Origin of the sequence: Mycobacterium sp., from assembly GCF_046330795.1 — a bacterium.
Classification (GTDB): Bacteria; Actinomycetota; Actinomycetes; order Mycobacteriales; family Mycobacteriaceae; genus Mycobacterium.
In genome coordinates this window covers 66,541-89,205 of the sequence record NZ_JAXLSA010000006.1, presented here as the reverse complement: position 1 = coordinate 89,205, position 22,665 = coordinate 66,541, and the positions used below count along the sequence as shown (strand labels likewise).

21 protein-coding genes are annotated in these 22,665 nt (G+C 67.6%); 5 read left to right on the top strand and 16 right to left on the bottom strand.

Annotation, left to right across the window (positions count from 1 at the left end; all coding sequences use genetic code 11):
* Positions 1-58: 58 nt before the first annotated feature.
* The 5 genes from U0R18_RS18595 to U0R18_RS18575 form a co-directional block, all read right to left on the bottom strand.
* Positions 59-1,438 carry a sulfatase family protein gene (locus tag U0R18_RS18595; protein ID WP_526371130.1) on the bottom strand — a complete coding sequence of 460 codons (1,380 nt, stop codon included), beginning with the start codon at positions 1,436-1,438 and terminating at the stop codon, positions 59-61.
* A gap of 16 nt (positions 1,439-1,454) precedes the next feature.
* Positions 1,455-1,730 carry a WhiB family transcriptional regulator gene (locus U0R18_RS18590; protein WP_526371128.1) on the bottom strand — a complete coding sequence of 92 codons (276 nt, stop codon included), beginning with the start codon at positions 1,728-1,730 and terminating at the stop codon, positions 1,455-1,457.
* Positions 1,730-2,860, bottom strand: coding sequence for a YeiH family protein (locus U0R18_RS18585; protein ID WP_526371126.1), 1,131 nt, complete (start codon positions 2,858-2,860; stop codon positions 1,730-1,732). Before U0R18_RS18585 ends, U0R18_RS18590 begins: the two co-directional genes overlap by 1 nt.
* A gap of 4 nt (positions 2,861-2,864) precedes the next feature.
* Positions 2,865-3,014 carry a hypothetical protein gene (locus U0R18_RS18580; protein WP_526371124.1) on the bottom strand — a complete coding sequence of 50 codons (150 nt, stop codon included), beginning with the start codon at positions 3,012-3,014 and terminating at the stop codon, positions 2,865-2,867.
* A 112-nt stretch (positions 3,015-3,126) separates the two neighbouring features.
* Positions 3,127-4,338 carry a thioester domain-containing protein gene (locus tag U0R18_RS18575; RefSeq protein WP_526371122.1) on the bottom strand — a complete coding sequence of 404 codons (1,212 nt, stop codon included), beginning with the start codon at positions 4,336-4,338 and terminating at the stop codon, positions 3,127-3,129.
* 361 nt (positions 4,339-4,699) lie between these two features.
* On the opposite strand from U0R18_RS18575, the gene U0R18_RS18570 reads away from it, so the two are divergent.
* The 4 genes from U0R18_RS18570 (at position 4,700) to epsC (ending at position 9,052) form a co-directional block, all read left to right on the top strand.
* Positions 4,700-5,623 carry a family 2A encapsulin nanocompartment shell protein gene (locus U0R18_RS18570; RefSeq protein WP_526371120.1) on the top strand — a complete coding sequence of 308 codons (924 nt, stop codon included), beginning with the start codon at positions 4,700-4,702 and terminating at the stop codon, positions 5,621-5,623.
* Between the two features lie 10 nt (positions 5,624-5,633).
* Positions 5,634-7,442, top strand: coding sequence for a family 2A encapsulin nanocompartment cargo protein cysteine desulfurase (locus tag U0R18_RS18565; protein WP_526371269.1), 1,809 nt, complete (start codon positions 5,634-5,636; stop codon positions 7,440-7,442).
* Positions 7,443-7,516: 74 nt separating this feature from the next.
* A complete protein-coding gene (gene cysK / locus U0R18_RS18560; RefSeq protein ID WP_526371267.1) occupies positions 7,517-8,452 on the top strand; it encodes a cysteine synthase A in 936 nt (311 codons plus the stop codon).
* A 12-nt stretch (positions 8,453-8,464) separates the two neighbouring features.
* Positions 8,465-9,052 carry a serine O-acetyltransferase EpsC gene (gene epsC, locus U0R18_RS18555; protein WP_526371265.1) on the top strand — a complete coding sequence of 196 codons (588 nt, stop codon included), beginning with the start codon at positions 8,465-8,467 and terminating at the stop codon, positions 9,050-9,052.
* Between the two features lie 87 nt (positions 9,053-9,139).
* On the opposite strand, the gene U0R18_RS18550 is transcribed toward epsC, so the two are convergent.
* The 10 genes from U0R18_RS18550 to lepA form a co-directional block, all read right to left on the bottom strand.
* Positions 9,140-10,594: an MCE family protein gene (locus U0R18_RS18550; RefSeq protein WP_526371118.1), complete on the bottom strand. Its 1,455-nt coding sequence runs from the start codon at positions 10,592-10,594 to the stop codon at positions 9,140-9,142.
* Position 10,595: 1 nt separating this feature from the next.
* A complete protein-coding gene (locus U0R18_RS18545) occupies positions 10,596-11,717 on the bottom strand; it encodes an MCE family protein (RefSeq protein ID WP_526371116.1) in 1,122 nt (373 codons plus the stop codon).
* Positions 11,714-12,931, bottom strand: coding sequence for an MCE family protein (locus tag U0R18_RS18540; RefSeq protein ID WP_526371263.1), 1,218 nt, complete (start codon positions 12,929-12,931; stop codon positions 11,714-11,716). The genes U0R18_RS18545 and U0R18_RS18540 overlap by 4 nt, the downstream gene beginning before the upstream one ends.
* 47 nt (positions 12,932-12,978) lie before the next feature.
* Complete coding sequence (locus tag U0R18_RS18535; protein ID WP_526371114.1) at positions 12,979-14,232, bottom strand: MCE family protein; 1,254 nt, start codon at positions 14,230-14,232, stop codon at positions 12,979-12,981.
* A complete protein-coding gene (locus tag U0R18_RS18530) occupies positions 14,229-15,257 on the bottom strand; it encodes an MCE family protein (RefSeq protein ID WP_526371112.1) in 1,029 nt (342 codons plus the stop codon). Before U0R18_RS18530 ends, U0R18_RS18535 begins: the two co-directional genes overlap by 4 nt.
* On the bottom strand, positions 15,254-16,609 hold the full coding sequence (locus tag U0R18_RS18525) for an MCE family protein (RefSeq protein WP_526371110.1): 1,356 nt from the start codon (positions 16,607-16,609) through the stop codon (positions 15,254-15,256). The genes U0R18_RS18530 and U0R18_RS18525 overlap by 4 nt, the downstream gene beginning before the upstream one ends.
* 5 nt (positions 16,610-16,614) lie before the next feature.
* Positions 16,615-17,430 (bottom strand): MlaE family ABC transporter permease, encoded by an 816-nt coding sequence (locus U0R18_RS18520; RefSeq protein ID WP_526371108.1) that lies wholly within the window; start codon positions 17,428-17,430, stop codon positions 16,615-16,617.
* Positions 17,427-18,164, bottom strand: coding sequence for an MlaE family ABC transporter permease (locus tag U0R18_RS18515; protein ID WP_526371261.1), 738 nt, complete (start codon positions 18,162-18,164; stop codon positions 17,427-17,429). Before U0R18_RS18515 ends, U0R18_RS18520 begins: the two co-directional genes overlap by 4 nt.
* Positions 18,165-18,762: 598 nt before the next feature.
* A complete protein-coding gene (locus U0R18_RS18510; RefSeq protein WP_526371106.1) occupies positions 18,763-19,461 on the bottom strand; it encodes a sensor domain-containing protein in 699 nt (232 codons plus the stop codon).
* A 9-nt stretch (positions 19,462-19,470) separates the two neighbouring features.
* Complete coding sequence (gene lepA, locus U0R18_RS18505; RefSeq protein WP_526371104.1) at positions 19,471-21,399, bottom strand: translation elongation factor 4; 1,929 nt, start codon at positions 21,397-21,399, stop codon at positions 19,471-19,473.
* A 31-nt stretch (positions 21,400-21,430) separates the two neighbouring features.
* Between lepA and U0R18_RS18500 the strand changes: the two genes are divergently transcribed.
* A complete protein-coding gene (locus tag U0R18_RS18500) occupies positions 21,431-22,042 on the top strand; it encodes a type II toxin-antitoxin system PemK/MazF family toxin (RefSeq protein ID WP_526371102.1) in 612 nt (203 codons plus the stop codon).
* A gap of 4 nt (positions 22,043-22,046) precedes the next feature.
* Here the strand turns inward: U0R18_RS18500 and U0R18_RS18495 are convergent, their stop codons facing one another.
* The gene (locus U0R18_RS18495) at positions 22,047-22,655 is read right to left on the bottom strand and encodes a GNAT family N-acetyltransferase (protein WP_526371100.1); all 609 of its coding nucleotides are present in this window, start codon (positions 22,653-22,655) and stop codon (positions 22,047-22,049) included.
* Positions 22,656-22,665 lie beyond the last annotated feature (10 nt).

The window sequence follows — 22,665 nt, the reverse complement described above, 5'->3', positions numbered from 1 at the left end:
GCCTAATGGCAACCGAAATCATATGCAGCCCAAGGGTTTTAATTCTCCCCGATCGAAACTATTGTTCCGTCTCGCTCAGGATGCCGCGATGAACGGCATCGGCCGCCCGGCTCGGATACTCAATCTCGTTGATCCGAGCATAGGTCTGGGTGTAGCGCTCGGAGATCCGGTTCCCAGCGAACTCCGAGGGAATGACGTCGTTGGTCTTGGTGCGCCAGTCGTTCAACTGCACTGCCAGATCCTTGGCGAACAGTTCCGCATTTTCGGCATCTCCCGAGGTAAGGAGGTTGTTCTGCTCGGTCGGGTCGGCCACCAGATCATAGAGTTCACGGGCAGGGCGGGGTCCGGCGACGTCCGCCGCCACCGCCTCACCCGGCGCGCTCTCCTCGATGTCCCACGGCAGGTCCAGTAACGGTCGCTGCGCGTAATTCTCGATATAGCTGTATTCCTTGGTCCGGATTGCACGGATCGGGTCGAAAGAATCGTGATACGTCTTCGTCGTATATACCGCCGAACGGATTTCGCCCGAATACTCCAGCAAATTCGCGGCGTGCGAAAGCCCCTGGACCTCATCGGGAATCGGCACACCCAGCAGGCCCAGCAGGGTGGGTAGCAGGTCCACCCCGCTGAACAGATCGTCGTAGACGACCGGCGCGATGCGGCGGCCGCGCGGCGGCCGGATGATCAACGCGATCCCGGTGCCGGCGTCGTACAGCGTGGATTTGGCCCGGGGCAGCGCCGCGCCGTGGTCGGTCAGGAACACCACCCAGGTGTTCTCCGCCAGCCCGGTCTCGTCCAGCACGTCGAGCAGCCGGCCCACCGCCGCGTCGGCAACGGTGATCGATCCGTGGAAGTCGGCGAGGTCCTGACGGACCTGCGGGGTGTCGGGCAGGCTGTCGGGCACCCGTACCCCGGCTGGGTCGGCGGGTTCGTAACGGTCATGCGGGTATGGCCGGTGGGTCTCGAAAAAGCCGGTGGTGAGCAGGAATTTTCGGCCGGCCGGTGCCGCGCGCAGCCATCCGGCGGCGCGCTCGACCACGTACTCGCAGTACGAGTTGGTGACATCGAACTCGTCGAACCCCAGCCGGGCCGGCCAGCTGGTTTCGTGCTGCATTCCGAAAAGTGCTGTGCGCCAACCAGCCTCACTCAACAGCGCAGGCAGGGTTCGGACGCCGTCACGGTATTCCCAGCCGTGGTGGGCCAGCCCGATCAGTCCGTTGGATTGCGGATAGCGGCCGGTGAACAGCGATCCTCGCGACGGTGAGCACAGCGGCGCGGTCGCGTGCGCGCGGGTGAACAGGATGCCCTCGGCGGCCAGCGCGTCCATCCGCGGGCTGCGGACATCCGGGTGTCCATAGACACCCAGGTAGCGGCCCAGATCGTGCCAGTGCACGAACAACACGTTGTCGTCGGAACTCACCGCCCCAGCTTGCCCCAACCGGCGCCCGGCACGCTCAACCGGCCAGCCCGAGGCGGCGGTCGGTCGCCCGCTCGCGGGCGGTCATGGCACCCCAGATTCCGTGCTTCTCGCCCACCTTCAGGGCGTGCTCGCGGCAGGTGGCCAGCACCGGGCAGCCGCGGCAGATCGACTTGGCCAACCGTTCGCGTTCGCGCCGTACCGTCTTGCGGGTCTCCTCCTCGGGGAAGAACCATTCACTGGGATGATCCAGGCAGCTGCCGTGCATCTGCCAGCCAACGTAATCGTCCCCCGGTTCTGCCCACGCACTCATCAGGAGATGCTCCAGCCGAGCACGCGCGACGTCAGCAGTACCAGGCCCAGCGACACCGCCGCAACGACCACCAGTCCGATGACCGCCACCACCAACGGGCGCCAGCCGGCGCGCGCGATGGCCCGGATGTCGGTGTTGAGACCGACGCCGGCGAAGGTCAGCAGGAACGCCCACCGCGACACGTTGGCCAGGTTGGTCAGCTGCCCCTTGTTCAGCCAGCCCAGGGTCGCCACCGCCGAGACGGCCAGGAACCCGAGGACGAACTTCGGGAACTTCGCCCAGATGAACGCGGCCCGCGCACGCACGCCCGGTGCCACCTGGTCGGCTTCGCCGCGCGATGCCCAGTACAACGCGAATCCCAGTACCACGAACCCGATCAACGCGTTGCGCACCGACTTCACCAGGACCGCGATCTTGCCGGCCTCGTCGGAGAACAGGTAGCCGGTGGCCGTCGTCTCAGCGGTGTTGTCGACCGCCAGGCCCGCCCAGAGGCCGAACTCGTGGTCGGTCAGGCCGATGGCGTGGCCCAATGGCGGCAGCGTGAACAACGCCACCGCGCCCAGACCGAGAATGGCTGCGATCGCATAGCTGACGTCGGAGTTGCGCGCGCGAATCGCACCCTTCGACGCGACGATCGCCGATACTCCGCAGATCGAGGTTCCGATCGCCAGCAAGGACCCGAGCTTGCCGGACAATCCGAAAAGCCTGGCGGCGAAGAGAATTATCGCTCCCGCGATGGTCATGTCGATGAGAATCTGCACCAGGATCGGACCGCCGAGCTTGCCGATGTCACCGAGCAGGAACCGGGAGCCCAGGGCCACGATGCCAACCTTGAGCCAGAACTCGTACGTCGCGACGCCGGCCCGGAAGATCGGGTGCAGGCCGATCGTGTTGGTGATCAACAAGCCGATCACGATGGCCCACAACACATATTCAATGTCGGGCACTGTCCAGTGCTGGTGCTTGGCCAGCGCCAGCCAGCCCTTCTCGGCGTACTTGCCGGCCAGCCCGACGGCAATCAGCAGCAGAATACCGGGCAGGTAGTCCAGGGGGCGCCGACTGGTGAACGCGGAATGGTCGGCCTCGTCGGCGGTTTCGGCGATCTCGCGCGCATTATCGGTGACGCTCATCGGATCACCACGGAATCTTCGGCAGCAGATTGGCGATCGCCAGTACCACGACGATCCCCACCAGCAAATTGGCCCAGCCGTCCACGCCGAGGCGCAGGCCCGGCGAGCGTGGTTCGGCCACGGCGGAATGATCGGGTATGTCGGTGTCGGCCACGTTGGTTCTCCCCTCGGTCACGTTGTGCGGAACCGCAATTCGCGGTCGATCTCATCGTGCCGGTCGGCCCGTCGTCCGCCCAGATATCCGATCCGCCTGAGCTTTTGGTCGATCAGGACCAGTCGATCTCGAAGTCGACCACCAGATCAGCGGGGATCGCCAACGCCAGAGGCGTGTAGCGGCTGGAGGATTCGTCCCGCGCGACACCGGTGAGCACCCGTCCGCCGTAGCCGTCCGGGTTACCCGGCACGGTCATGGTCACCGTGGCCGACGTGACCCCGTGCTCGACCCGCAGGTAGAACCCCGCGCCCGGCTGCACCGGTCCGACAAGTTCAGCGCGGGATGCGTTGTCCACCAACACCGCATCGGTGGTCCGCAGCGCCACCTGATCGGTCGCAGCGAGCCGGAACGGCCCGATGAGGCCGTCGGATGCGGAGGCATGTCCCGCCGTCAGCCGCGGCCCCGTGGTCCGGGCCCGCGCCCGGGCGGCACCGGCCAGCAGGTAGTCGTAGAGATGCACGATGCGTGCTGGGTTGCGGTAGGTGCCGCTGCCGTGCAGCGAGAAGCGGACGGCGGCGACGGTGGCGCCACCCGTCACGGTCAGGCGGTAGTGCCGATAGCCGACATGACCGCTGCCCCGGGTGGCACCGGAGACCGTCGACCCGACGCCCAGCCCCTTGTGGTGGGTCCCGGTACCAGCCGCGAGCGTCAGCCGGGACCCGTCGACCGGCTGCCACACCGAACCGTCATCGGAGCGGTGTAGTTCCACTTCGACCACCGAACCCGCCGCGATCAGATCAACCTCGTAGCCGCCCAACACGCGTTCTCCGTCGAACTCGACCGTGACTCCCTCGGGGCCGTGCACCACCGAGGCGGGCACGTTCAACGGACGGTTGTCGAGCTCCAGTGAGTTGGTGAATCTCCAGATGGCAGCCTGCGTCCCGGCGATCGCCTCATGCTCGCTGATGTTGGCCGCACCCAGCGGGTAGCCGGCGGCGCGCAACCGGCGACTCAGCTCGGCCGCGGTCAGCCGCGGGAACGAGTTGCGCAGGATCCAGTCGACCTCGGCCTCGAACGCGTGCGCCCGCAGGTTCGGCACCGCCGACCAGGTGTCCATCCGGTAGTGCGACGGACGTGTCGGCGACTCCCCCGTGAAGTCCAGCGAGTACGCGTCGACACCCGGGTTGAGCCGAATCAGGTCGGTGCGGGCGGTGCTGCCGTCGACGAAGGTGACGGTGTCGACGGTCGCCGAGTAGGTGCCGCCGCGATAGCGCGTCAGGCGGGGCAGGTCGACGGTGGGCCGTGGGCGTACGCGGCGACGCACGGTGACCGCAGGACGGGAGGGCGCGAGCGGGTGGCCCGCGGGTATGGCGGAAAGATGTGGACGGATCATGCGAAGTTGACTTTCTGGGTTCTGAGCAGCGCGTTCGAGCGAACCGCCGGATACGGGCGGGCGAACGCAGAAGGGGATCGCAGCGTCAGAAAATCAACAACAACAGCGCACGACGAGGCAGCGCGAGAAGACCATGCGCGGCTGTGCGAGCTGATGCATGGGTCACACCCTACGGCACCCACGTCGTGACGAGCAAAGAGTTCGGCTCACGGTGCGCGGTTATGTTGTGCGCCGCAATCGCGCGTGCATGATCATGGGGGCACAAATTCACACGGTCGGGAGAGGACTTTTCATGACGTCGGCTCAGAACGAATCACAGGCACTCGGTGATCTCGCCGCACGGCAGCTCGCCAATGCCACCAAGACCGTTCCGCAGCTCTCGACCATCACGCCGAGGTGGCTGCTGCACCTGTTGAGCTGGGTCCCGGTCGAGGCCGGCATCTACCGGGTGAACCGGGTGGTCAACCCCGAGCGGGTGGCGATTCACGCCGAGGAGGCCGGGGAGGGCGAGGCGCCCCTGCCGCAGACCTACGTCGACTACGAGACCGCACCGCGCGAGTACACGCTGCGCTCCATCTCGACCCTGCTCGACGTGCACACCCGGGTTTCGGACCTGTATTCGAGCCCGCACGACCAGATCGCCCAGCAGCTGCGGCTGACTATCGAGACCATCAAGGAACGCCAGGAATCCGAGCTGGTCAACAATCCCGAGTACGGGCTATTGGCGCAGGTCACCCCCGAGCAGACCATCGCCTCGCGCGACGGCCGTCCCACCCCGGACGACCTGGACTCACTGATCACCAAGGTGTGGAAGACCCCGGGCTTCTTCGTGACCCACCCGCTGGGAGTGGCCGCGTTCGGCCGCGAGGCCACCCGCCGCGGCGTCCCGCCGGTGGTGGTCAGCCTGTTCGGCGCGCAGTTCCTGACCTGGCGCGGCATCCCGATCATCCCCAGCGACAAGGTGCCGGTGGAGAAGGGCAAGACCAAGTTCATCCTGGTGCGCACCGGCGAGGAGCGCCAAGGCGTCGTCGGCCTTTTCCAGCCCGGCCTGGTCGGCGAGCAGGCCCCGGGTCTGTCGGTCAGGTTCACGGGCATCAACCGCTCGGCAATCGCCTCCTACCTGGTGACCCTCTACAACTCGTTGGCCGTGCTGACCGACGACGCGCTCGCGGTGCTCGACGACGTCGCCGTGGACAAGTTCTATGAGTACAAGTGAGTACCGCTCGCTGAACGCCGAGAGCGAACTGCCGATCAGCGAGGCCGAACTGGCCGCGCTGGCCGGTCAGCTCTTGGCGGCGAGCTTCCGGCCGGGACCCGACACCCCGCCGCAGAGCGCCCCGGTGGCACCGCGCGGCAACGTGCCCGACGTGACTGCGGCGACGTCCGCGGGCACGAGTGCGGTCGGCGCCGCGAACCCGCTGACCCCGGCGGCACCGTTGGTACCCGCGGGCGGGGCCGAGTTCGCCGCGATCCCCAGCCCGACCTCCCCGGGTCCGGAAGCCGTTCCACCGCAGACGGTTCCGGTCGCCCCGCGCGGCCAGGTGCCCGATCTGACTTCGTTCGCGGTGCCCACGGGAATCGTCCCGACGACACCGGGTGTGATCGCCGGCGGCAGCCCGTCGGTGCCCGTCACCCAGCGCGGGCTGGCCACACCGGGCTGGCCGGCTTCGGCGCCGACCCTCGAAGAACGGAACCGGTTTGCCGACCCATCGACGGCCGAGCACAGCGATCCGGGGGACGAGCCGGACTATTACTTCCTGTCCCGGCCGAGTGCACCGGACCCGGTCTCCGTTCCGCAGATCCCCGACCAGCACGAGATCTTCGACGTCGACACGTTGCGCGCCGACTTCCCGATCCTGGCCGAAACGGTCAACGGCAAACCGCTGATCTGGTTCGACAACGCGGCCACGACGCAGAAGCCGCAATCGGTGATCGACCGGCTGAGCTACTTCTACGCGCACGAGAACTCCAACATCCACCGCGCCGCGCACGAGCTGGCGGCCAGGGCCACCGATGCCTACGAGGACGCCCGCGAGTCGGTCCGGCGATTCATCAATGCCCCGCGCAGCGAACAGGTCATCTTCGTGCGGGGAACCACCGAGGCCATCAACCTGGTGGCCGCATCGTGGGGCCGCAAGCACCTCGGTCCGGGTGACGAGATCGTGATCACCCACCTCGAGCACCACGCCAACATCGTGCCGTGGCAGGCGATCACCCAGCAGACCGGCGCGGTGCTGCGGGTGGCCCCGGTCGACGACGACGGCAACCTGCTGATGAACGAGTTCGAGCAACTGCTCGGCCCGCACACCAAACTCGTTGCCGCAACCCAGGTTTCCAACGCCCTGGGCACCATCACCCCGGTACAGCAGATCGTCGAACTCGGACACCGCTATGGCGCCCGGGTGCTCATCGACGGCGCGCAGTCCATCCCGCACATCCCGATCGACGTCCAAGCCCTGGGCGCGGACTTCTTCGTCTTCTCCGGGCACAAGATCTTCGGGCCCACCGGCATCGGAGTGCTCTACGGCACCGAGGAGGCCCTGGCCGACACTCCGCCGTATCAGCTGGGCGGCAACATGATCGCCGATGTGACGCTGGAACGGGCGATCTACCAGGGCATCCCGAACAAGTTCGAGGCCGGCACCGGCAACATCGCCGACGCCGTCGGGCTGGGAGAGGCGATCCGCTACGTCGAGAAGGTCGGCATCGAGCGGATCGCGGCCTACGAGCACGCGCTGCTCGAGTACGCCACTCCCCGGCTGGCCGACATCCCGGGGGTACGGCTGGTCGGCACCGCCCGGGAGAAGGCCAGTGTGCTGAGCTTCGTGCTCGCCGGTCACGAACCGCTGGACGTCGGTAAAGCGCTCAACGCCGAGGGCATCGCGGTGCGCGCGGGCCATCATTGCGCGCAGCCGATCCTGCGGCGGATGGGCCTCGAGGCCACGGTGCGGCCGTCGTTCGCGTTCTACAACACCTTCGACGAGATCGACGTGTTCATCCGGGCAGTTCGGCGCCTCGCCGAAGGCGGCGCATAACATCGGAAGAGTTCCGCGTATTCGCGGGTTGTTGCTTGAAGACTCGAGACGGGCACGGCGAGGAGACCTCAGCTATGGGCAAGATCTACGACAACGTCACCGAACTGGTGGGGCGCACCCCGCTGGTCCGGCTCAACCGGCTGGCCGACGGCCTGGGCGCTCAGGTGGTGGCCAAGCTCGAGTTCTACAACCCCGCCAACAGCGTCAAGGACCGGATCGGGGTGGCGATCATCGACGCCGCCGAGGCGTCCGGCGAGTTGCGGCCCGGCGGCACCATCGTCGAGGCCACCAGCGGTAACACCGGTATCGCCCTGGCCATGGTCGGGGCGGCGCGCGGCTACAAGGTCATCCTGACCATGCCCGAGACCATGTCGGTGGAACGCCGGGTGCTGCTGCGGGCGTTCGGCGCCGAGATCGTGCTGACCCCCGGTTCCGAGGGAATGGCCGGCGCGGTGGCAAAGGCCAAGCAGATCATCGCCGACACCCACAACGCGGTGGCGGCCGATCAGTTCGCCAACCCGGCCAACCCGGCCATCCACGAGAAGACCACGGCCGTCGAGGTCTGGGACGACACCGACGGCAAGGTCGACATCTTCGTCGCCGGCATCGGTACCGGTGGCACCCTGACCGGGGTCGGCCACGTCCTCAAGGAGCGCAAGCCCGGGGTGCAGATCGTCGGTGTGGAACCCAAGGACTCCCCGATCCTCAACGGCGGCGATCCCGGCCCGCACAAGATCCAGGGGCTCGGGCCGAACTTCATTCCCGAAATTCTCGACCGCGACGTCTACGACGAGATCGTCGATGTCCAGTTCGACGACGCGATCCGGGTGGCGCGCGCATTGGGCACCGACGAGGGCATCCTCGGCGGCATTTCGGCGGGCGCCAACGTGTGGGCGGCGCTGGAACTGGCGAAGCGCCCGGAGAACGCCGGCAAGCTGATCGTCGTCGTCGTGCCGGACCTCGGCGAGCGGTACATCTCCACCGCCCTCTTCGAACACATCAGGGACTGACCCACGGTGGCCCTGACCTCAGCGATCGCGTGCTTACGTGAGGATCTGGACAACGCGCGTTCGCACGACCCGGCCGCGCGCGGTGATCTGGAGAACGCGCTGGTCTATTCGGGTCTGCACGCCATCTGGTCCTATCGGATTGCGCACCGCCTGTGGGCGCGGCCGGCGACCAAGGGGTTGGCCCGGATTCTGGCCCAGGTGACCAGATTCCTCACGGGCATCGAGATTCATCCGGGAGCCACGATCGGGCGACGATTCTTCATCGACCACGGCATGGGCGTCGTCATCGGCGAGACCACCGAGATCGGCGACGACGTGATGGTCTATCACGGCGTGACGCTGGGCGGGCGGTCGCTGGCCCACGGAAAGCGCCACCCAACGATCGGCAATGGTGTCGCGGTCGGCGCCGGCGCGAAGGTGCTGGGGCCCATCACGATCGGCGACGGTAGCGCGATCGGTGCGAATTCCGTTGTCACCCACGATGTTCCGGCGGACTCGATCGCCACCGGCATCCCCGCAGTGGTCCGACACCGGACCGAGAAGCAGCGCGAGCCCCTGGTCGACCCCACCACCTACATCGACCCCGCGATGTATATCTGACACTCCGTCATCTCCATCTGTTCAGCGTCCTCTGCGAGGTTCACTCGCACAACGCCGCAGCCACCGCTGAACAGATGGAGATCCGGGTCAGCCCGGCGACACCAGCATCGACTGCCAGCTGCGCGGGCCGGGTTCCACCGCCAGATCACCCTGGGTGTGCGGCCTGCCGTCCGGCCCGGTGTAGTTGCCGGTCGCGGGATCGTAGGGCACCAGCGCCGGTCGGGAATCGATGGGCGGCGGCGGATCACCGGGGGCGGTCACGCCCGGCGGGTACTGCGGGATGGGCTGACCCGAGTACGTCGCGTTCGGGTCGCCCTTCCAGTTGTAGCCATCGTTGAGTGGCACGTACTGTTCGTCGCTCTCGCACATCTCCACCGTCGGAGCACGCTTGCCGGGCTTCGTCTCGCACGGAATGTTGCGCACACCACGGACATTCAGCGCGGAGTCCTGCGGCACCCGGCAGTACAGCTCACCGGCCGGCCGGTCGGGTGCGTCGACCTCGCTGGGCGCACGCTGCTGGCGCACCGGCAGGAACCCGGTGTTGCACGGCGGCGGCAGGTTCAGGTTCAGGTTGAAGTCCAGATAGATCCCGCGGTAATCCTGCTTGACACCGGAGTCGGCCAGGGCGATCGCCGACATCACGGCGGTGCCCTGCGGGTAGAGCACCAACAGCTGCTCGAGGTCCGACCGATACGTCACTGCGATATCGCCGAGGCTCACGAAGTTCGCCAGCAGCACCGGCAGGGCGGGCGCGATCCGGTCGAACAACTGCTCACCCTCGTTCAGCGCGGGGCCACCGGCGTCGAGCAGACCCGCGAATGCGGCGTCCTGCGCCCGCAGCTGACCGGTGATGTCGGCCATCCGGTTGGCCCAGGTTCGGATCGAATCCGCGGTTCGCACCTGGGAATCCAGCACCGGCGGCGACTGGTCGATCAATGTGGTGATCGGTCCGGTGTTCTTGCCGGCATCGATCGCCAGCGCGGAGAAGCCGTCGACGATGCGACCCAGCTCCGGGCCCAGCCCGCCGACCGCGCGGGCCGATTCGTCCACCACGGTCCGCAGGTTGTCCGGCGGGATCGCCGTCAGCGCGGTGTTGGTGGCATCGAGCAGATGGCCGATGTCGACCGGCACACTGACCCGGGCCGTCGGGATGACCGCGCCGTCGGCCAACAACTTCGAGCCGTCGGCATCGGCGGCCGGGGTCAGCTCCAGGAACTGCTCCCCGACGGCCGAGCGACTGTGCACCGACGCCGACACATCGGCGGGTACCTCGATGTCCGAGTTCAGGCTCAGCACGGCCCGCACCCCGGTGGCGGTGACGTCGACGGATTTCACCCGACCGATCTCCGAGCCGCGGTAGGTCACCACCGACGTCGGATACAGCCCGCCGCCGGCCGGCAGGTCGACGGTCACCGTATAGCGCCCGATGCCCAGCAGCGCAGGCACTTTCACGAATCCGAACGCCATTACCGCAGTCGCAACCACGGTGACCGTGGCGAGGATCGCCAGCTGGGTCCAGACCTTGCGGGACAGTCTCAGCATCTCAGTACCCGCCGAAATGGTAGGGCGCGATCAGCGGGTTGCCCGACGTGTACGGGCTGGGCATCTGGCCGATCGTGCGTCCCCACTGCATCTCGAGTTCGGTCAGATCGCCCTCCCAGCGGGTGCCCGTGAACAGGCTGCTGTCGAGCCGGCTGAGGGTCAGATCGATGACGAGGGTGATGTTGGCGAAGTCGCCGCGGAACCAGTTCGGGATCGTGCTCTTGACCCACGGGTACGTCGACAGGAAGTCCAGCCCCTTGGTCAGTGCCGGCCCCGCGTCGGCCAGCGACCGCAGCACCGGCGCGATGTTGCGCAGGTTGTCGACGAGGGCCTGCCGAGACTGCTGGATGGCCGAGGCCGCGATGGCACTGAACTTGCCGAGCGCATCGATGGCATCGGCGATCTTGGTCCGCTGCTCGGCGAGCACGGCCAGCGCCTGCGGAATGGTGGTCAGCGCGTGGTCGACGGTGGCGTCCCGGGCGGCGACCTGACCGGCCAGTGCGTTCAGGCTGTCGGTGGCGGCGATGATGTCGTCGGTCTGCGCATTGACGTTCGCGATGAACGTGTCCAGTTGGGTGAGCAGGCTTCGCATTTCGTCCTCGCGGCCGGCCAGCGCCCGCGCGAAGGTCTGGTTGATCTCCTGTAGCTGCGCCAGTCCCCCACCGTTGAGCAGCACCGACACCGAGGCGAGGGTTTGTTCGGTGGTCGGGTACGCCCCCGCCGATTCCAGGCCGATCACCGAGCCGTCGTGCAGCTGTCCCTGCGGGGCCAGGCCCACGGGCGGCGCGAGTTCGATGTGCATCGACCCCAGCAGGCTGGTCTGGCCGACCTTCGCGGTGCTGTTGGCCGGCAGCTGAATGTCGCCGTTGATGCGCATGGTCACCAGGGCATGCCAGTCCTGCACCTCCACCCTCGTGACATTGCCGACGTTGACGTCGCCGACGCGCACCCGGGTGTTGGGCTGGATGGCGACGACGTCGGAAAGTTGCGCGGAGATGGTGTAGGACCCCGGGCCGTTGCCCTGGGTTCCCGGCAGCGCCAAGGAATTCGGGCCCCGCCATTGGCAGCCGGGCAGCGCGACCAGTGCCGCCAGCGTCAGGATCGCGGCGAGCACACGCTTCATCGTGTGCCTGCCGGAATCATCAGGCCGGGTAGGCCGGCGGCCGGGTCGGTGCTGACCGCGGGCGGCGGCGGCTGATTCGTCGGGGGCGGCAGGTCGGGGCGCAACCGGTCTTCGCTGTAGGTCAGCTCATTGGGCCGCGCCGAGGCGCCCGCGAACGGGTTGACGCCCAGCGGCGGGAAGTTGTACTGCCGGTTCTTGACGATCGGGGCCAGATATTGCACGCACAGCTTCGACGACCGCTCGTAGTTCTCCCGGGACGCGGCTTGGATTGCGCTGCAGACGAATTCGACGGTATTGGCGAAGTTGACCGGCGCGAGGATGCCGGTGACCGCGCTCTGGGCCGGCTGATAGATGTTCATGAAGTTCTGGAACACCGTCGGCGCGATGTGCAGGACTTGCTTGACGTCGCCCTGGCGGTCGTTGAGCGCCGTGGTGATCGACGCCAGGTGGTCCACCGTGGTACCGATGCCCTCCCGGTTGTCGGCCACGAAGCCGCGCAGATCGTGCACGGCGGCGTCGAGTCCCTGTGTGGCGTAAGCGATTTCGCCGGGCGTGTTGGACAGCACGGTGCTGACCTGCGCCAGATTATCGTTGAAGGCGCCCAACAGATCGGCGCTGGACGACAAGGCCGACACCAGCAGTTGCAGGTTGCGCACGGTGCTGAAGATGTCGGAGCTGTGGTCACCCAGCGCGGAGGCGGCCTGCGACAGTTTCAGGACGGTGTCGCGGGCGGTGTCACCCTGGCCACGAAGGTTTGCCGCCGCGGTGTTGATGAATTCGCCCACCGGACTGGGTCCCCCCGGCGTCGTGGGCTGCAACGAGTCGGTGAGCTTTTCGAGTTGGCCGCGGAAGTCGTCCCATTCGACGGGAACCGCGGTGCGGCTCTGGGGGATGACACCGCCGGCGGCCAGTGTCGCGCCACCGGTATAAGCGGGGACGAGCTGGACCGCCCGCGCGCTGACCAAAGACGGCGACAGGATCGCCGCCTGCACGTCAGCCGGCAGCGATACGTCCCGGTCGACCGAGAAGGTGACCTTGGCGGCCGCGGGTTGCGGCTCGATGCGGTCGACGGTACCGACGGCGACGCCGAGAACACGGACCTCGTCGCCGACGTAGAGGCCGTTGGTGTTGGCGAAGTAGGCCACGAAACTGTTGCGGCTGGCACTCTTCCACCACGGGGTGGCCACCACCGTCACTGCGGCAACCAGTAGCACCGCCAGGGCAGTTCCCAGGACACCACGAATCACTCTGTGCGACAACGTCACTGCCCCTGTCCCGGACCGGCGGGAAGTGCGGGGGGTCCGGGTGGCGGCCCTCCCAGGGCCGGAGCCGGCTCGGGAGCGCGGTAGGGGTAGCGCGGATCCCCCGGATTGCCCGTGATCGCATCCGGCAGCGTCAGATGTGGTTCACCGCCCTGCCCCGTCCGGGGGTACGGCACCGGCAGCGGCGGGGTCCCGGGCTGGCCGGTCTGCGGTTCGTCGAGCTGGGACGGCAGCAGAACGTTGGGGTCCAGTCCGAGGTCGGAGAACGCGGCATCGATGAACGGCTGGCTGAATTGTCCCGGCGCCAGGTTCACCAGCGACGCCTTGAAGAACGGGCCGGACCCGAGCACCTCGCCGAACGACATCGCGTAGCGGCGCAGCAGATACATGGTGCGCTGCAGTTCCTGTTTGCGGTTGTCCAGGATGCCGAGCACGCCGTTGAGCTTGTCCAGCGCCGGCGTGATCCGGCTGCGGTTGTCGTCGACCACCCCGGAGATCTGATGGGTGGCGGCGGTGATGTTGGTCATCAGTGCGTCGACCGAATCCCGTTGGGAAACCAGCTCGGCCAGCAGCGCGTTGGCATTCACGACGAGTCTGGCGATCTGGTCACTACGCTTGGCCAGCACACCGGTGACGGTGTTCGCGTCGGCGAGCAGGGCGCGCAGTTTGGCGTCCCGGTTGTTCAGGGTGTCGGAAAATCGTGACACCCCCTCGAGCGCCAGCTTCAGGTTGGGCGGTGTGTCGGCGAACGTGTCGGCGATGGTGGTCAGCGCCTTGGACAACTGGGTGGTGTCCAGTCCACTGATCGTGGTGGTCAACTCACCCAGGGCGGTGGGCAGGTCATACGGCGAAGTGGTGCGTTCCAACGGGATCGGGCCGGACAGCCCGCCACCTCCCCGCGGCGTCAGTTCGAGCATCTTGGTGCCCAGCACCGTTTCGGTCTTGATGGCCGCCTCGGTACGGTCGCCGAGTTCCACCCCGTCGCGCACGGTGAAGTCGACCCGCACCTTGGCGCCCTCGAGGTGGGCGCCGGACACCTGCCCGACGTTCACCCCCGACACCCGGACCTGGCTGCCGGGTTTGATGCCGCCGGCCTCGGCGAAATACGCCGAATAGTCGCTGGTGCGTTTGATGAAGGGCAGTCTGTCGTACGAGAACGCGGCGGTCACCAGTCCGGCGAGGATCAGCGTCCCGACGATGCCGACCGCCACGCGGTTGCGCTCGGCCAGGGGTTTGATGCTGGGTCGTCTCATTTCGGTTGGCACCGTCCTGTGTCCTGGCCGGCGAGCTTGACGTAAACCGGTTGGCCGCCCTTGCCGTTGACCTTGAGAATCGCGTCGCACAGATAGAAGCCGAAGTAATCGCCGTAGAGGCCCTGCCGGGACAGGATCTGGTAGGCGTCCGGCAACGTCCTGACCAGATCGTCGACGTAGTCCCGATCGGCCATGATCTGCCCCGCGAACCGGTCGGTCTGCACCACGGTGTCGTGCAGCGGTTGACGGGCCTCGGCGAACAGGTCCGCCACCGTACCGGCCGCCGCGTTGACATAGGCCGTGCCGGTGGCGATATCGGAGCGGCGATCTGCCAGTCCCGCAACGAGTTCCGACAGCTTGTCCAGCCCTTCGGCGAACTGGTCGTCGCGCGTGGCGAAACGTGCGAGCACGGTGTTGAGGTTGGTGATCACCTGGCCGATCAACTCGTCGCGGTCGGCCAGGGTGGTGGTCAGCGCCGACGTCTGCCCCAGCACCGAGGAGATGGTGGCGCCCTGGCCCTGGAACACCTTCAGCAGTTCCCCGGACAGCGCGTTCACCTGATCGGGGTCCAGCGCCCGGAACAGCGGGCGGAAGCCGCCGATCAGTGCGTCGACGTCGAGCGCCGGTGCAGTCTGGCCCAACGGGATCGTCCCGCCCGGTTGGAGTTTGCGCACCGACCCGGGTCCTCCTTCGAGCGCCAGGTAGCGGTCGCCGATCAGGTTCTCATACCGCACGACCGCGCGGGTGCCCTCGGTGAGCGGCAGGTTCCGATCCACCGAGAAATCCACCGTGACAGTGCCGTCCCGATGCAGTTCGATTGCCGTGACCTTGCCGACCTCGACGCCGGCGATGCGCACGAAGTTGCCGCCCTCGAGTCCCGAGACGTTGCTGAACACCGCGTGGTACTGCGCCCGGGAGTCGAACCGGAACTGCCCGAAGACGGCGATCAGGGCGAAGGTGAACACCGCGCAGGCGACGCTGAAAATCAGCACCCGAACCAGGGTGCGCACGGTCCGGCCTCTCATGGTTGGCCGCCGGGCGGTGGCGGGTACAGCGGGGTGCCGTCGGGGCCGAATTGCGCTGCGCCGTAAGCGGGTCCACCCGGATAAGCCGGCGCCGGACCCGGCGCGGGCGGCCCGGGGTAACGGATTCGCGGGGGTTCGGGGTTGGCCTTGGTGACCGGGAAGTAGTTGGCGAAACCGGGGAAGCCGATGCCGGGGTTGGGCCGCAGATCCAGCCCGGTGCCGAAGCCGGTGTCGGTGACGAGGTACTTCACCGGGAAGTTCTTGCTGACGTCGGGCAGCGAGCCGCAACCCGGGCGGCCCCCGGGCCCCCCGGTGGCGTTGACGACCGGCAGGTTGTCCGGGAACCGGTATGGATCGTCACCGGCCAGCAGCGCGGCATCCATGATGACCGATTTCCCGTTGCCGCCCAACGCATCCCGGCCGCCGTTCTCCAGGAACCACTGCGCACCCTGGAACAGGCACGTGTAGGTGGGTGAGTACTTCGCCAGCAACGCGGTGGTCGGGTCCAGCGTGTTCATCGAACGCACCAGGTTCGGCTGGTTGCCACCGATGGTGTCGATGCCGGAGCGGGAGAAGCCGACCGCGGCGAGCAGCAACTCGTCGAGCGCCCCGGCATGGCCGCCGATGGTCGAACTCGTGGTCGAGAAGGAGTCCAGGATCGACAGGATGTCCTGCGCGGCATCGGAATACGTGCGGGCCGCTACACCGAATTTCTGCCAGTCCGCGCGTACGGTGTCCATCCGCGGATTGACCGCCGACAGCACGGCGTTGGCGCCGCTGATCGCCTGGCCGATGCGGTCGCCCTTGCCGCGCAGCGATTCCGCGACCGCACCGAGCACCGAGTTGAGCTTGGCCGGGTCGATGGCCTGCACCACGTTCTGCAGGTTCTCGAACACGGTGTTGACCTCGACGGTGACATTGCGCGACCGCAGGACGGCCCCTGCGGCCAACGGCCCGGGACTCGGATGATCCGGGGCGATCAGGTCGACGTACTTGGCACCGAATGCCGTGCTGGACTTGATCTCTGCTTCGACGTCGGCCGGCAGGTAGCGGAACGGGCCCGGGTCGATGTTCAGCGCGAGGCGCGCCTGGGTGCCCGCGACGACGGACTGCGCGCCGATGCTGCCCACCTCGCCGATCTGGACGCCGCGGAACTTGACCTTGGCGCCCGGTTCCATCACCAGCCCGGCCCGGTCGGACACCAGCGTCAGCGGCACCTGCGCGCGCAGCGTCCCGGAGAACAGCAGTGCGGTGAGGACAACCAGGGCCGCGATCACCAGCAGGAGCACCGGCGCCCACCAGATCGGGTCGATGCCGTCGCGGCGTCGTAATGTGTTGCTGTCCGGGGCCATATCCGTCAACCCGACAGGTGGAAGTTGCCGGACTGCCCGTACACCGACAGCGTGATGGTCAGCAGGACGAACACGGTCGCCGTCACCGAGGTGCGCACCGCGCGCCCGACGGCCTCACCCACCCCGGCCGGACCTCCGTCGGCGGTGAAGCCGTAATAGGTGTGGACCGCCATCACCGCGGCGGCCATCGACAGCGCCGCGATGAACGACCACATCAGGTCTGCCGGTTGCAGGAACGTCGAGAAGTAGTGGTCGTACACGCCGCGGGACTGTCCGTAGACCACCGTGGTGCCGAACCGGGTGGCCAGGAAGGACATCAGCACCGCCACGGTGTAGAGCGGGACCACCACCAGCACCCCGGCCACGATCCGGGTGGACGCCAGGTAGGTCACGGTGCGGATGCCCATCACCTCGAGGGCGTCGATCTCCTCGTTGATGCGCATGGCCCCCAGTTGTGCGGTGGCCCCGGCGCCGATGGTCGCGGCCAGCGCCACACCCGCGGTGGCCGGCGCGATGAAGCGGACGTTGAGGAAGGCGCCGAGAAAGCCCGTGAGCGCCTCGATCCCGACGTTGGACAGGGTGTTGTAGCCCTGCACCGCGATCAGCGCACCGGTGGACAGGGTGAGGAATCCGATGATCACCACGGTCCCGCCGATGACGGCCAGCGCGCCGGTCCCCATCCCCATCACCGCGATCAGCCGCAGCACCTCGGCCGGGTAGCGCCGGACCGCGTCGGCGGTGGCCACCAGTGCGTTGCCGTAGAAGGCGGTCTGCTCCCCCAGCTTGCGGGTGGCGTGGATGGCGTCGGAGACGATGGTCACGGCGCCACCTTGACGCCGAACGCGGTGGCCAGGATGTTGATCAGGAACAGGGCCATGAACGCGAACACCACCGTCTCGTTGACCGCGCTGCCCACACCGGTCGGGCCGCCGCCCACGTGCAGGCCCTTGTAGCAGGCGATCAGGCCCGCGGACAGGCCGAACAGCAGGGCCTTGACCAGAGAGACGATCACCTGCGGCAGGCCGGTCAACAGGGTCAGCCCGGCCACGAACGCTCCCGGGGTGACGTGCTGGACGAAGACCACGAACAGGTAGCTGCCCGTCAACCCGACGACGGCGACCACCGAGTAGAGCATCAGTGCGACGAAGGTGGCCGCGATCACCCGGGGTACCACGAGCGCCTGGATCGGGTTCACGCCAATAACTTTCATGGCGTCGATCTCCTCGCGGATGGTGCGGGCACCGAGATCGGCGCACATCGCGGTGGCACCCGCGCCGGAGACGACGATGGCCGTGACGACCGGACCCACCTGGGTGACCGACGCCAGGGCCGCGCCGGCGCCGGACAGATCACCGGCCCCGACCTCGAGCAGCACGATGTTGAGGGTGAACACGATCAGCACCGTGTAGGGGATGGACAGCATCAGAGTGGGGACGATGGATACCCGCGCCACGAACCAGATCTGGTCGATCAGTTCCCGCCAGGCCAGCGGCCGGCGGAACATCGCGCCGAACGTCTCACCGGCCAGGACGAAGAAGTCACCCATCGCCGTCATGGGTCGCCCGAACGGGCCTGCTGCCGTCGTCAAGGGGACTCCACTTCCATCGGTGCCGGGCGATGGGGAGTCTAGGAGCGCCCGCTGGCACCGGCGAACGGGCAAGCCGGCCCGACGGCCCGATTTCAGCAACGACAACTCGGTGTCACCGCCGGGCGCATGCTTCTACGCTGGCCGTACCCGGGCGGCGCCGGGCGCGGCACCCGGTGGTCGCCGGTACCGATCACGACGACTCGAAATGGTGGACCGACGGCCGCCGGCGTTGCGGGCGCACGCCGATGGCGGGGTGAAAGTGAGCTGTGGGCAACGTATTCGGGGCACGTCCTCCAGCTAAGTCCGCACACCACCTCGGCGCGGACGATGACACCCGTCGAGCATTGGTTCCCCACCGGTGTACGACGCCCGGTCCAGCGGAGTGCGCCACCGGCACCACAGCGCAGCACGTGCCGGAGCTTGGCGAGCGGCGCGCGGGCGGCCACCGGAAGGGTTCGGATCAGGCCGATCCGAATGAAGCTGCGCCGGCGCCCCCTTCGGCATGGCGTGTACGCGGCCCTGGATCTATGGGGCCACGCCCTCACCGGCGCCGTCTACCGCTGAATCACTTGATCTTCGAAGCGATCTCGGTCGCCAGCCGGAGGGCCTGACCGTCGGTGTCCGTGCTGCATGCCATCACCTCGACGATGTGATTGGTGGCCGCGCCCAGCGCGTGCTGGCATGCCCAATCCCCGGCGTCGCGCTGCCTGGCGGTCTGCGACATCATGTGGCCGTCGATGCCGATTCCCTCGATGCTGAACACGAATTCGCTGTCGGCGTCGTTCACCGTGACGTCCTTGCCGATGCAATTGGTCCATTTCTGCACCGAGCGGTCGAAGAAGTCGACGGCCTGCTGGGCCGAGCCGAATTCCACGACCGACTGCTGCACCCAGTGGCCCTGCTCGGCATCCTCGTCGTCAACCTGGTCGGCGAGCACCTGGTCGGCCACACCGGTCCAGCCGGTGCCGTCGTAGACCGACTGCTCGGCGTTGTACAGCGCGCCGAGGCACTCCGGGTCGGAGATGTTCGACTGGTTGTCGTCGAGCGTGGTGGCCGAATCGCTCACCTCGATGTCCTGCGAACCCACGATCTTGTCGACGCGATCGGGCGCCAGGAGGTAGCTCTCCAGATCGGCCACGGCCGTCGGATTGGTGCCGCCGGCACGGTGCGCCTGCCCGGCGGTGGTGTGCACGCAACCGCTCAGGGTCACGGCCGACGTCACGGCCATCGCCCCGATCAGCACCCTCACCGCTGTCCCCCGCATCGCCCCAGCCTATTTCTTCGGCTTGTCGGCAGCGGCGTCGGTGGACAGCGCGGCGACGAAGGCCTCCTGCGGAACGTCGACCCGCCCGATCGTCTTCATCCGCTTCTTGCCCTCCTTCTGCTTCTCCAACAGCTTGCGCTTGCGGGTGATGTCACCGCCATAGCACTTGCTCAACACATCCTTGCGGATCGCCCGGATGTTCTCGCGGGCAATGATCTTCGAGCCGATGGCCGCCTGCACGGGAACCTCGAACTGCTGGCGCGGGATCAGCTCCTTGAGCTTGGTGGTCATCTTGTTGCCGTAGGCGAACGCGCTCTCCTTGTGAACGATAGCGCTGAAGGCGTCGACGGCCTCGCCCTGCAGCAGGATGTCCACCTTGACCAACTGCGCCTCCTGCTCGCCGGCCTCCTCGTAGTCCAGCGATGCGTAGCCACGGGTGCGCGACTTCAGCGAGTCGAAGAAGTCGAAGATGATCTCGCCCAGCGGCATCGTGTAGCGCAGCTCGACGCGCTCGGGCGACAGGTAGTCCATGCCGCCGAGCTCACCGCGCCGGGACTGACACAGCTCCATGATGGTGCCGATGAACTCACTCGGCGCGATGATCGTCGTCTTGACCACCGGCTCGTACACCTCGCGCACCTTGCCCTCGGGCCAGTCCGACGGGTTCGTCACGACCATTTCGGTCCCGTCGTCCTTCACGACGCGATAGACGACGTTGGGCGAGGTGGAGATCAGGTCGAGGCCGAACTCGCGTTCCAGGCGCTCACGGGTGATCTCCATGTGCAGCAGGCCGAGAAAGCCGCAGCGGAAACCGAATCCGAGCGCCACCGACGTCTCCGGCTCGTACGTCAGGGCGGCGTCGTTGAGCTGGAGCTTGTCCAGCGCGTCGCGCAGGTTCGGATAGTCCGATCCGTCCACGGGGTACAGCCCGGAGTACACCATCGGCTTGGGTTCGCGGTACCCCGTCAGCGCCTCCTTCGCGCCGCCGCGGGCGGTGGTCACCGTGTCACCCACCTTGGACTGCCGGACGTCCTTCACCCCGGTGATGAGGTAGCCCACCTCCCCGACGCCGAGGCCCGCCGAGGCCTTGGGTTCCGGGGACACGATGCCCACCTCGAGCAGTTCGTGGGTGGCGCCGGTGGACATCATCGCGATGCGCTCGCGCGGCATGATCTTGCCGTCCACCACGCGGACGTAGGTGACCACGCCGCGGTAGATGTCGTAGACGGAGTCGAAGATCATCGCGCGGGTGGGGGCATCGGGATCGCCGACGGGGGCCGGAATCTGCCGGACCACCTCGTCGAGCAGCTCGGCCACACCCTCGCCGGTCTTGCCGGACACCCGCAGCACATCGGACGGCTCGCAACCGATGATGTGGGCGAGCTCGCCCGCGTACCGCTCGGGGTCGGCGGCGGGCAGGTCGATCTTGTTGAGCACCGGGATGACGGTCAGATCCCGGTCGAGTGCCAGGTACAGGTTGGCCAGCGTCTGCGCCTCGATACCCTGCGCGGCATCGACCAGCAGCACCGCACCCTCGCAGGCCTCGAGTGCACGCGACACCTCGTAGGTGAAATCGACATGCCCCGGAGTGTCGATCAGGTGCAGGACCACTTCCTGTCCGGCGGCGTCGCCACCCCGGACCTTCCACGGCAGCCGGACGTTCTGGGCCTTGATCGTGATGCCGCGTTCCCGCTCGATGTCCATCCGGTCCAGGTACTGCGCCCGCATCGAACGCTCGTCGACCACACCCGTCAGCTGCAGCATCCGGTCGGCCAGCGTGGATTTGCCGTGGTCGATATGGGCGATGATGCAGAAGTTCCGGATCTGCTCCGGCGCGGTGAACGTCTTGTCCGCGAAGCTGCTGATGGGAATCTCCTGGTCAGGGTGAGCACTGGGCCCGTTCAGCGTATCGACCCGGACCCGCTGCAGCACAATCACGCGGACGCGGGCGTCGCTATGCTTGGCGGCTATGGCGTCGCAGTGGAAGACGTTGCAGCAGGTTTTCCGGGTCACCGAGAATCTGGTGTTCAATGAGGCCCCCAAGTTCATCAAGCAACTGCAGAATCCGCAGGAACTGCAGCGCAACCTCCAGCAGGGGCTGGTGTTCGGCATCCGGCTGGGCCTCGAGGTGCTCGCCGGCGGGCAGTTCGACCCGCCCAAGGCCATCGCGGCCGGCCGGCCGATCACCGATCGGATGGTCCCCACCGCTCAGCGCGCCCGCCGGGTTTCCTACGCACCGGATCTCGACGGACAGGCCGACCCCGGCGAGATCGTGTGGACCTGGGTGGTGTTCGAGGACGATCCCACCCGCGGCAAGGACCGGCCCGTCCTGGTCGTCGGCCGCGACCAGCGCACGCTGCTGGGCCTGATGCTCTCGTCGCAGCACTATCACGCCGAGGATCCGCAGTGGGTGAGCATCGGCACCGGCACGTGGGACTACGAGGGCCGGCCGAGCTGGGTCCGGCTGGACCGCGTGCTCGACGTGCCCGAGGAGGGCATCCGGCGCGAGGGCGCCATCCTGGACCGCACCCGGTTCGAGGCCGTCGCGGCCCGGTTGCGCACCGAGTACTCCTGGAGCTGACCGCTCAGCGCGGCTGCCGCCACATGGCCCACATCGTGGGCCCATCGTCGGGCAGCTCCAACTCGCCGACGACCTCGAACCCGAACCGCTCGTAGTACGGCACGTTGTCGGGATTGCTGGATTCCAGGTACACCGGGGCGAACTCGGCGTCCGCGCGGGCCAGTCCGGACTCCATCAGCGCCTTGCCGTACCCCTCACCGCGATAGGTCGGGTCGCTGCCGATGACCGCCAGATACCAGTGCGGTTCCTCCGGGTGATGCCGCTTCATCATCACGTCGAGCTGCTGACCGCGCCGGTACTGCGAGCCGAAGGCGCGTAGGAACGCCGGCAGCATGCGCAGCTCCGCCATCCGCGACGACCGCCACTGCTGCGGCGGCGACCACAGGGCGGCCGCGGCGATGTGCGGGCCGTCGTCGGCGAACTCGACGCCGTCCGACGGCAAGTGGTGGTGGCGGGCCATGGTGGCGAACACCCGAGACAGCGCCCGGGCCCGCTCGCCCGGATCCGGCAGCACCCAGGTCATCACCGGGTCGTCGAAGAAGGCCCGGCCCAGGACATGGGCCAGCTCCTTGATGTCGGCCTTGCCGGCCGTCCGAACGGTGCGCGTAACCACGCGACCACTT

Coding starts and splice junctions, on each gene's coding strand:
- U0R18_RS18590 (WP_526371128.1), bottom strand. CDS start 1,730: ATGAGTGCGTGGGCAGAACCGGGGGACGATTACGTTGGCTGGCAGATG.
- U0R18_RS18545 (WP_526371116.1), bottom strand. CDS start 11,717: ATGAAGCGTGTGCTCGCCGCGATCCTGACGCTGGCGGCACTGGTCGCG.
- U0R18_RS18550 (WP_526371118.1), bottom strand. CDS start 10,594: ATGCTGAGACTGTCCCGCAAGGTCTGGACCCAGCTGGCGATCCTCGCC.
- U0R18_RS18535 (WP_526371114.1), bottom strand. CDS start 14,232: ATGAGACGACCCAGCATCAAACCCCTGGCCGAGCGCAACCGCGTGGCG.
- U0R18_RS18570 (WP_526371120.1), top strand. CDS start 4,700: ATGACGTCGGCTCAGAACGAATCACAGGCACTCGGTGATCTCGCCGCA.
- U0R18_RS18530 (WP_526371112.1), bottom strand. CDS start 15,257: ATGAGAGGCCGGACCGTGCGCACCCTGGTTCGGGTGCTGATTTTCAGC.
- U0R18_RS18515 (WP_526371261.1), bottom strand. CDS start 18,164: ATGACGGCGATGGGTGACTTCTTCGTCCTGGCCGGTGAGACGTTCGGC.
- U0R18_RS18585 (WP_526371126.1), bottom strand. CDS start 2,860: ATGAGCGTCACCGATAATGCGCGCGAGATCGCCGAAACCGCCGACGAG.
- cysK (WP_526371267.1), top strand. CDS start 7,517: ATGGGCAAGATCTACGACAACGTCACCGAACTGGTGGGGCGCACCCCG.
- U0R18_RS18525 (WP_526371110.1), bottom strand. CDS start 16,609: ATGGCCCCGGACAGCAACACATTACGACGCCGCGACGGCATCGACCCG.
- U0R18_RS18500 (WP_526371102.1), top strand. CDS start 21,431: ATGGCGTCGCAGTGGAAGACGTTGCAGCAGGTTTTCCGGGTCACCGAG.
- U0R18_RS18510 (WP_526371106.1), bottom strand. CDS start 19,461: ATGCGGGGGACAGCGGTGAGGGTGCTGATCGGGGCGATGGCCGTGACG.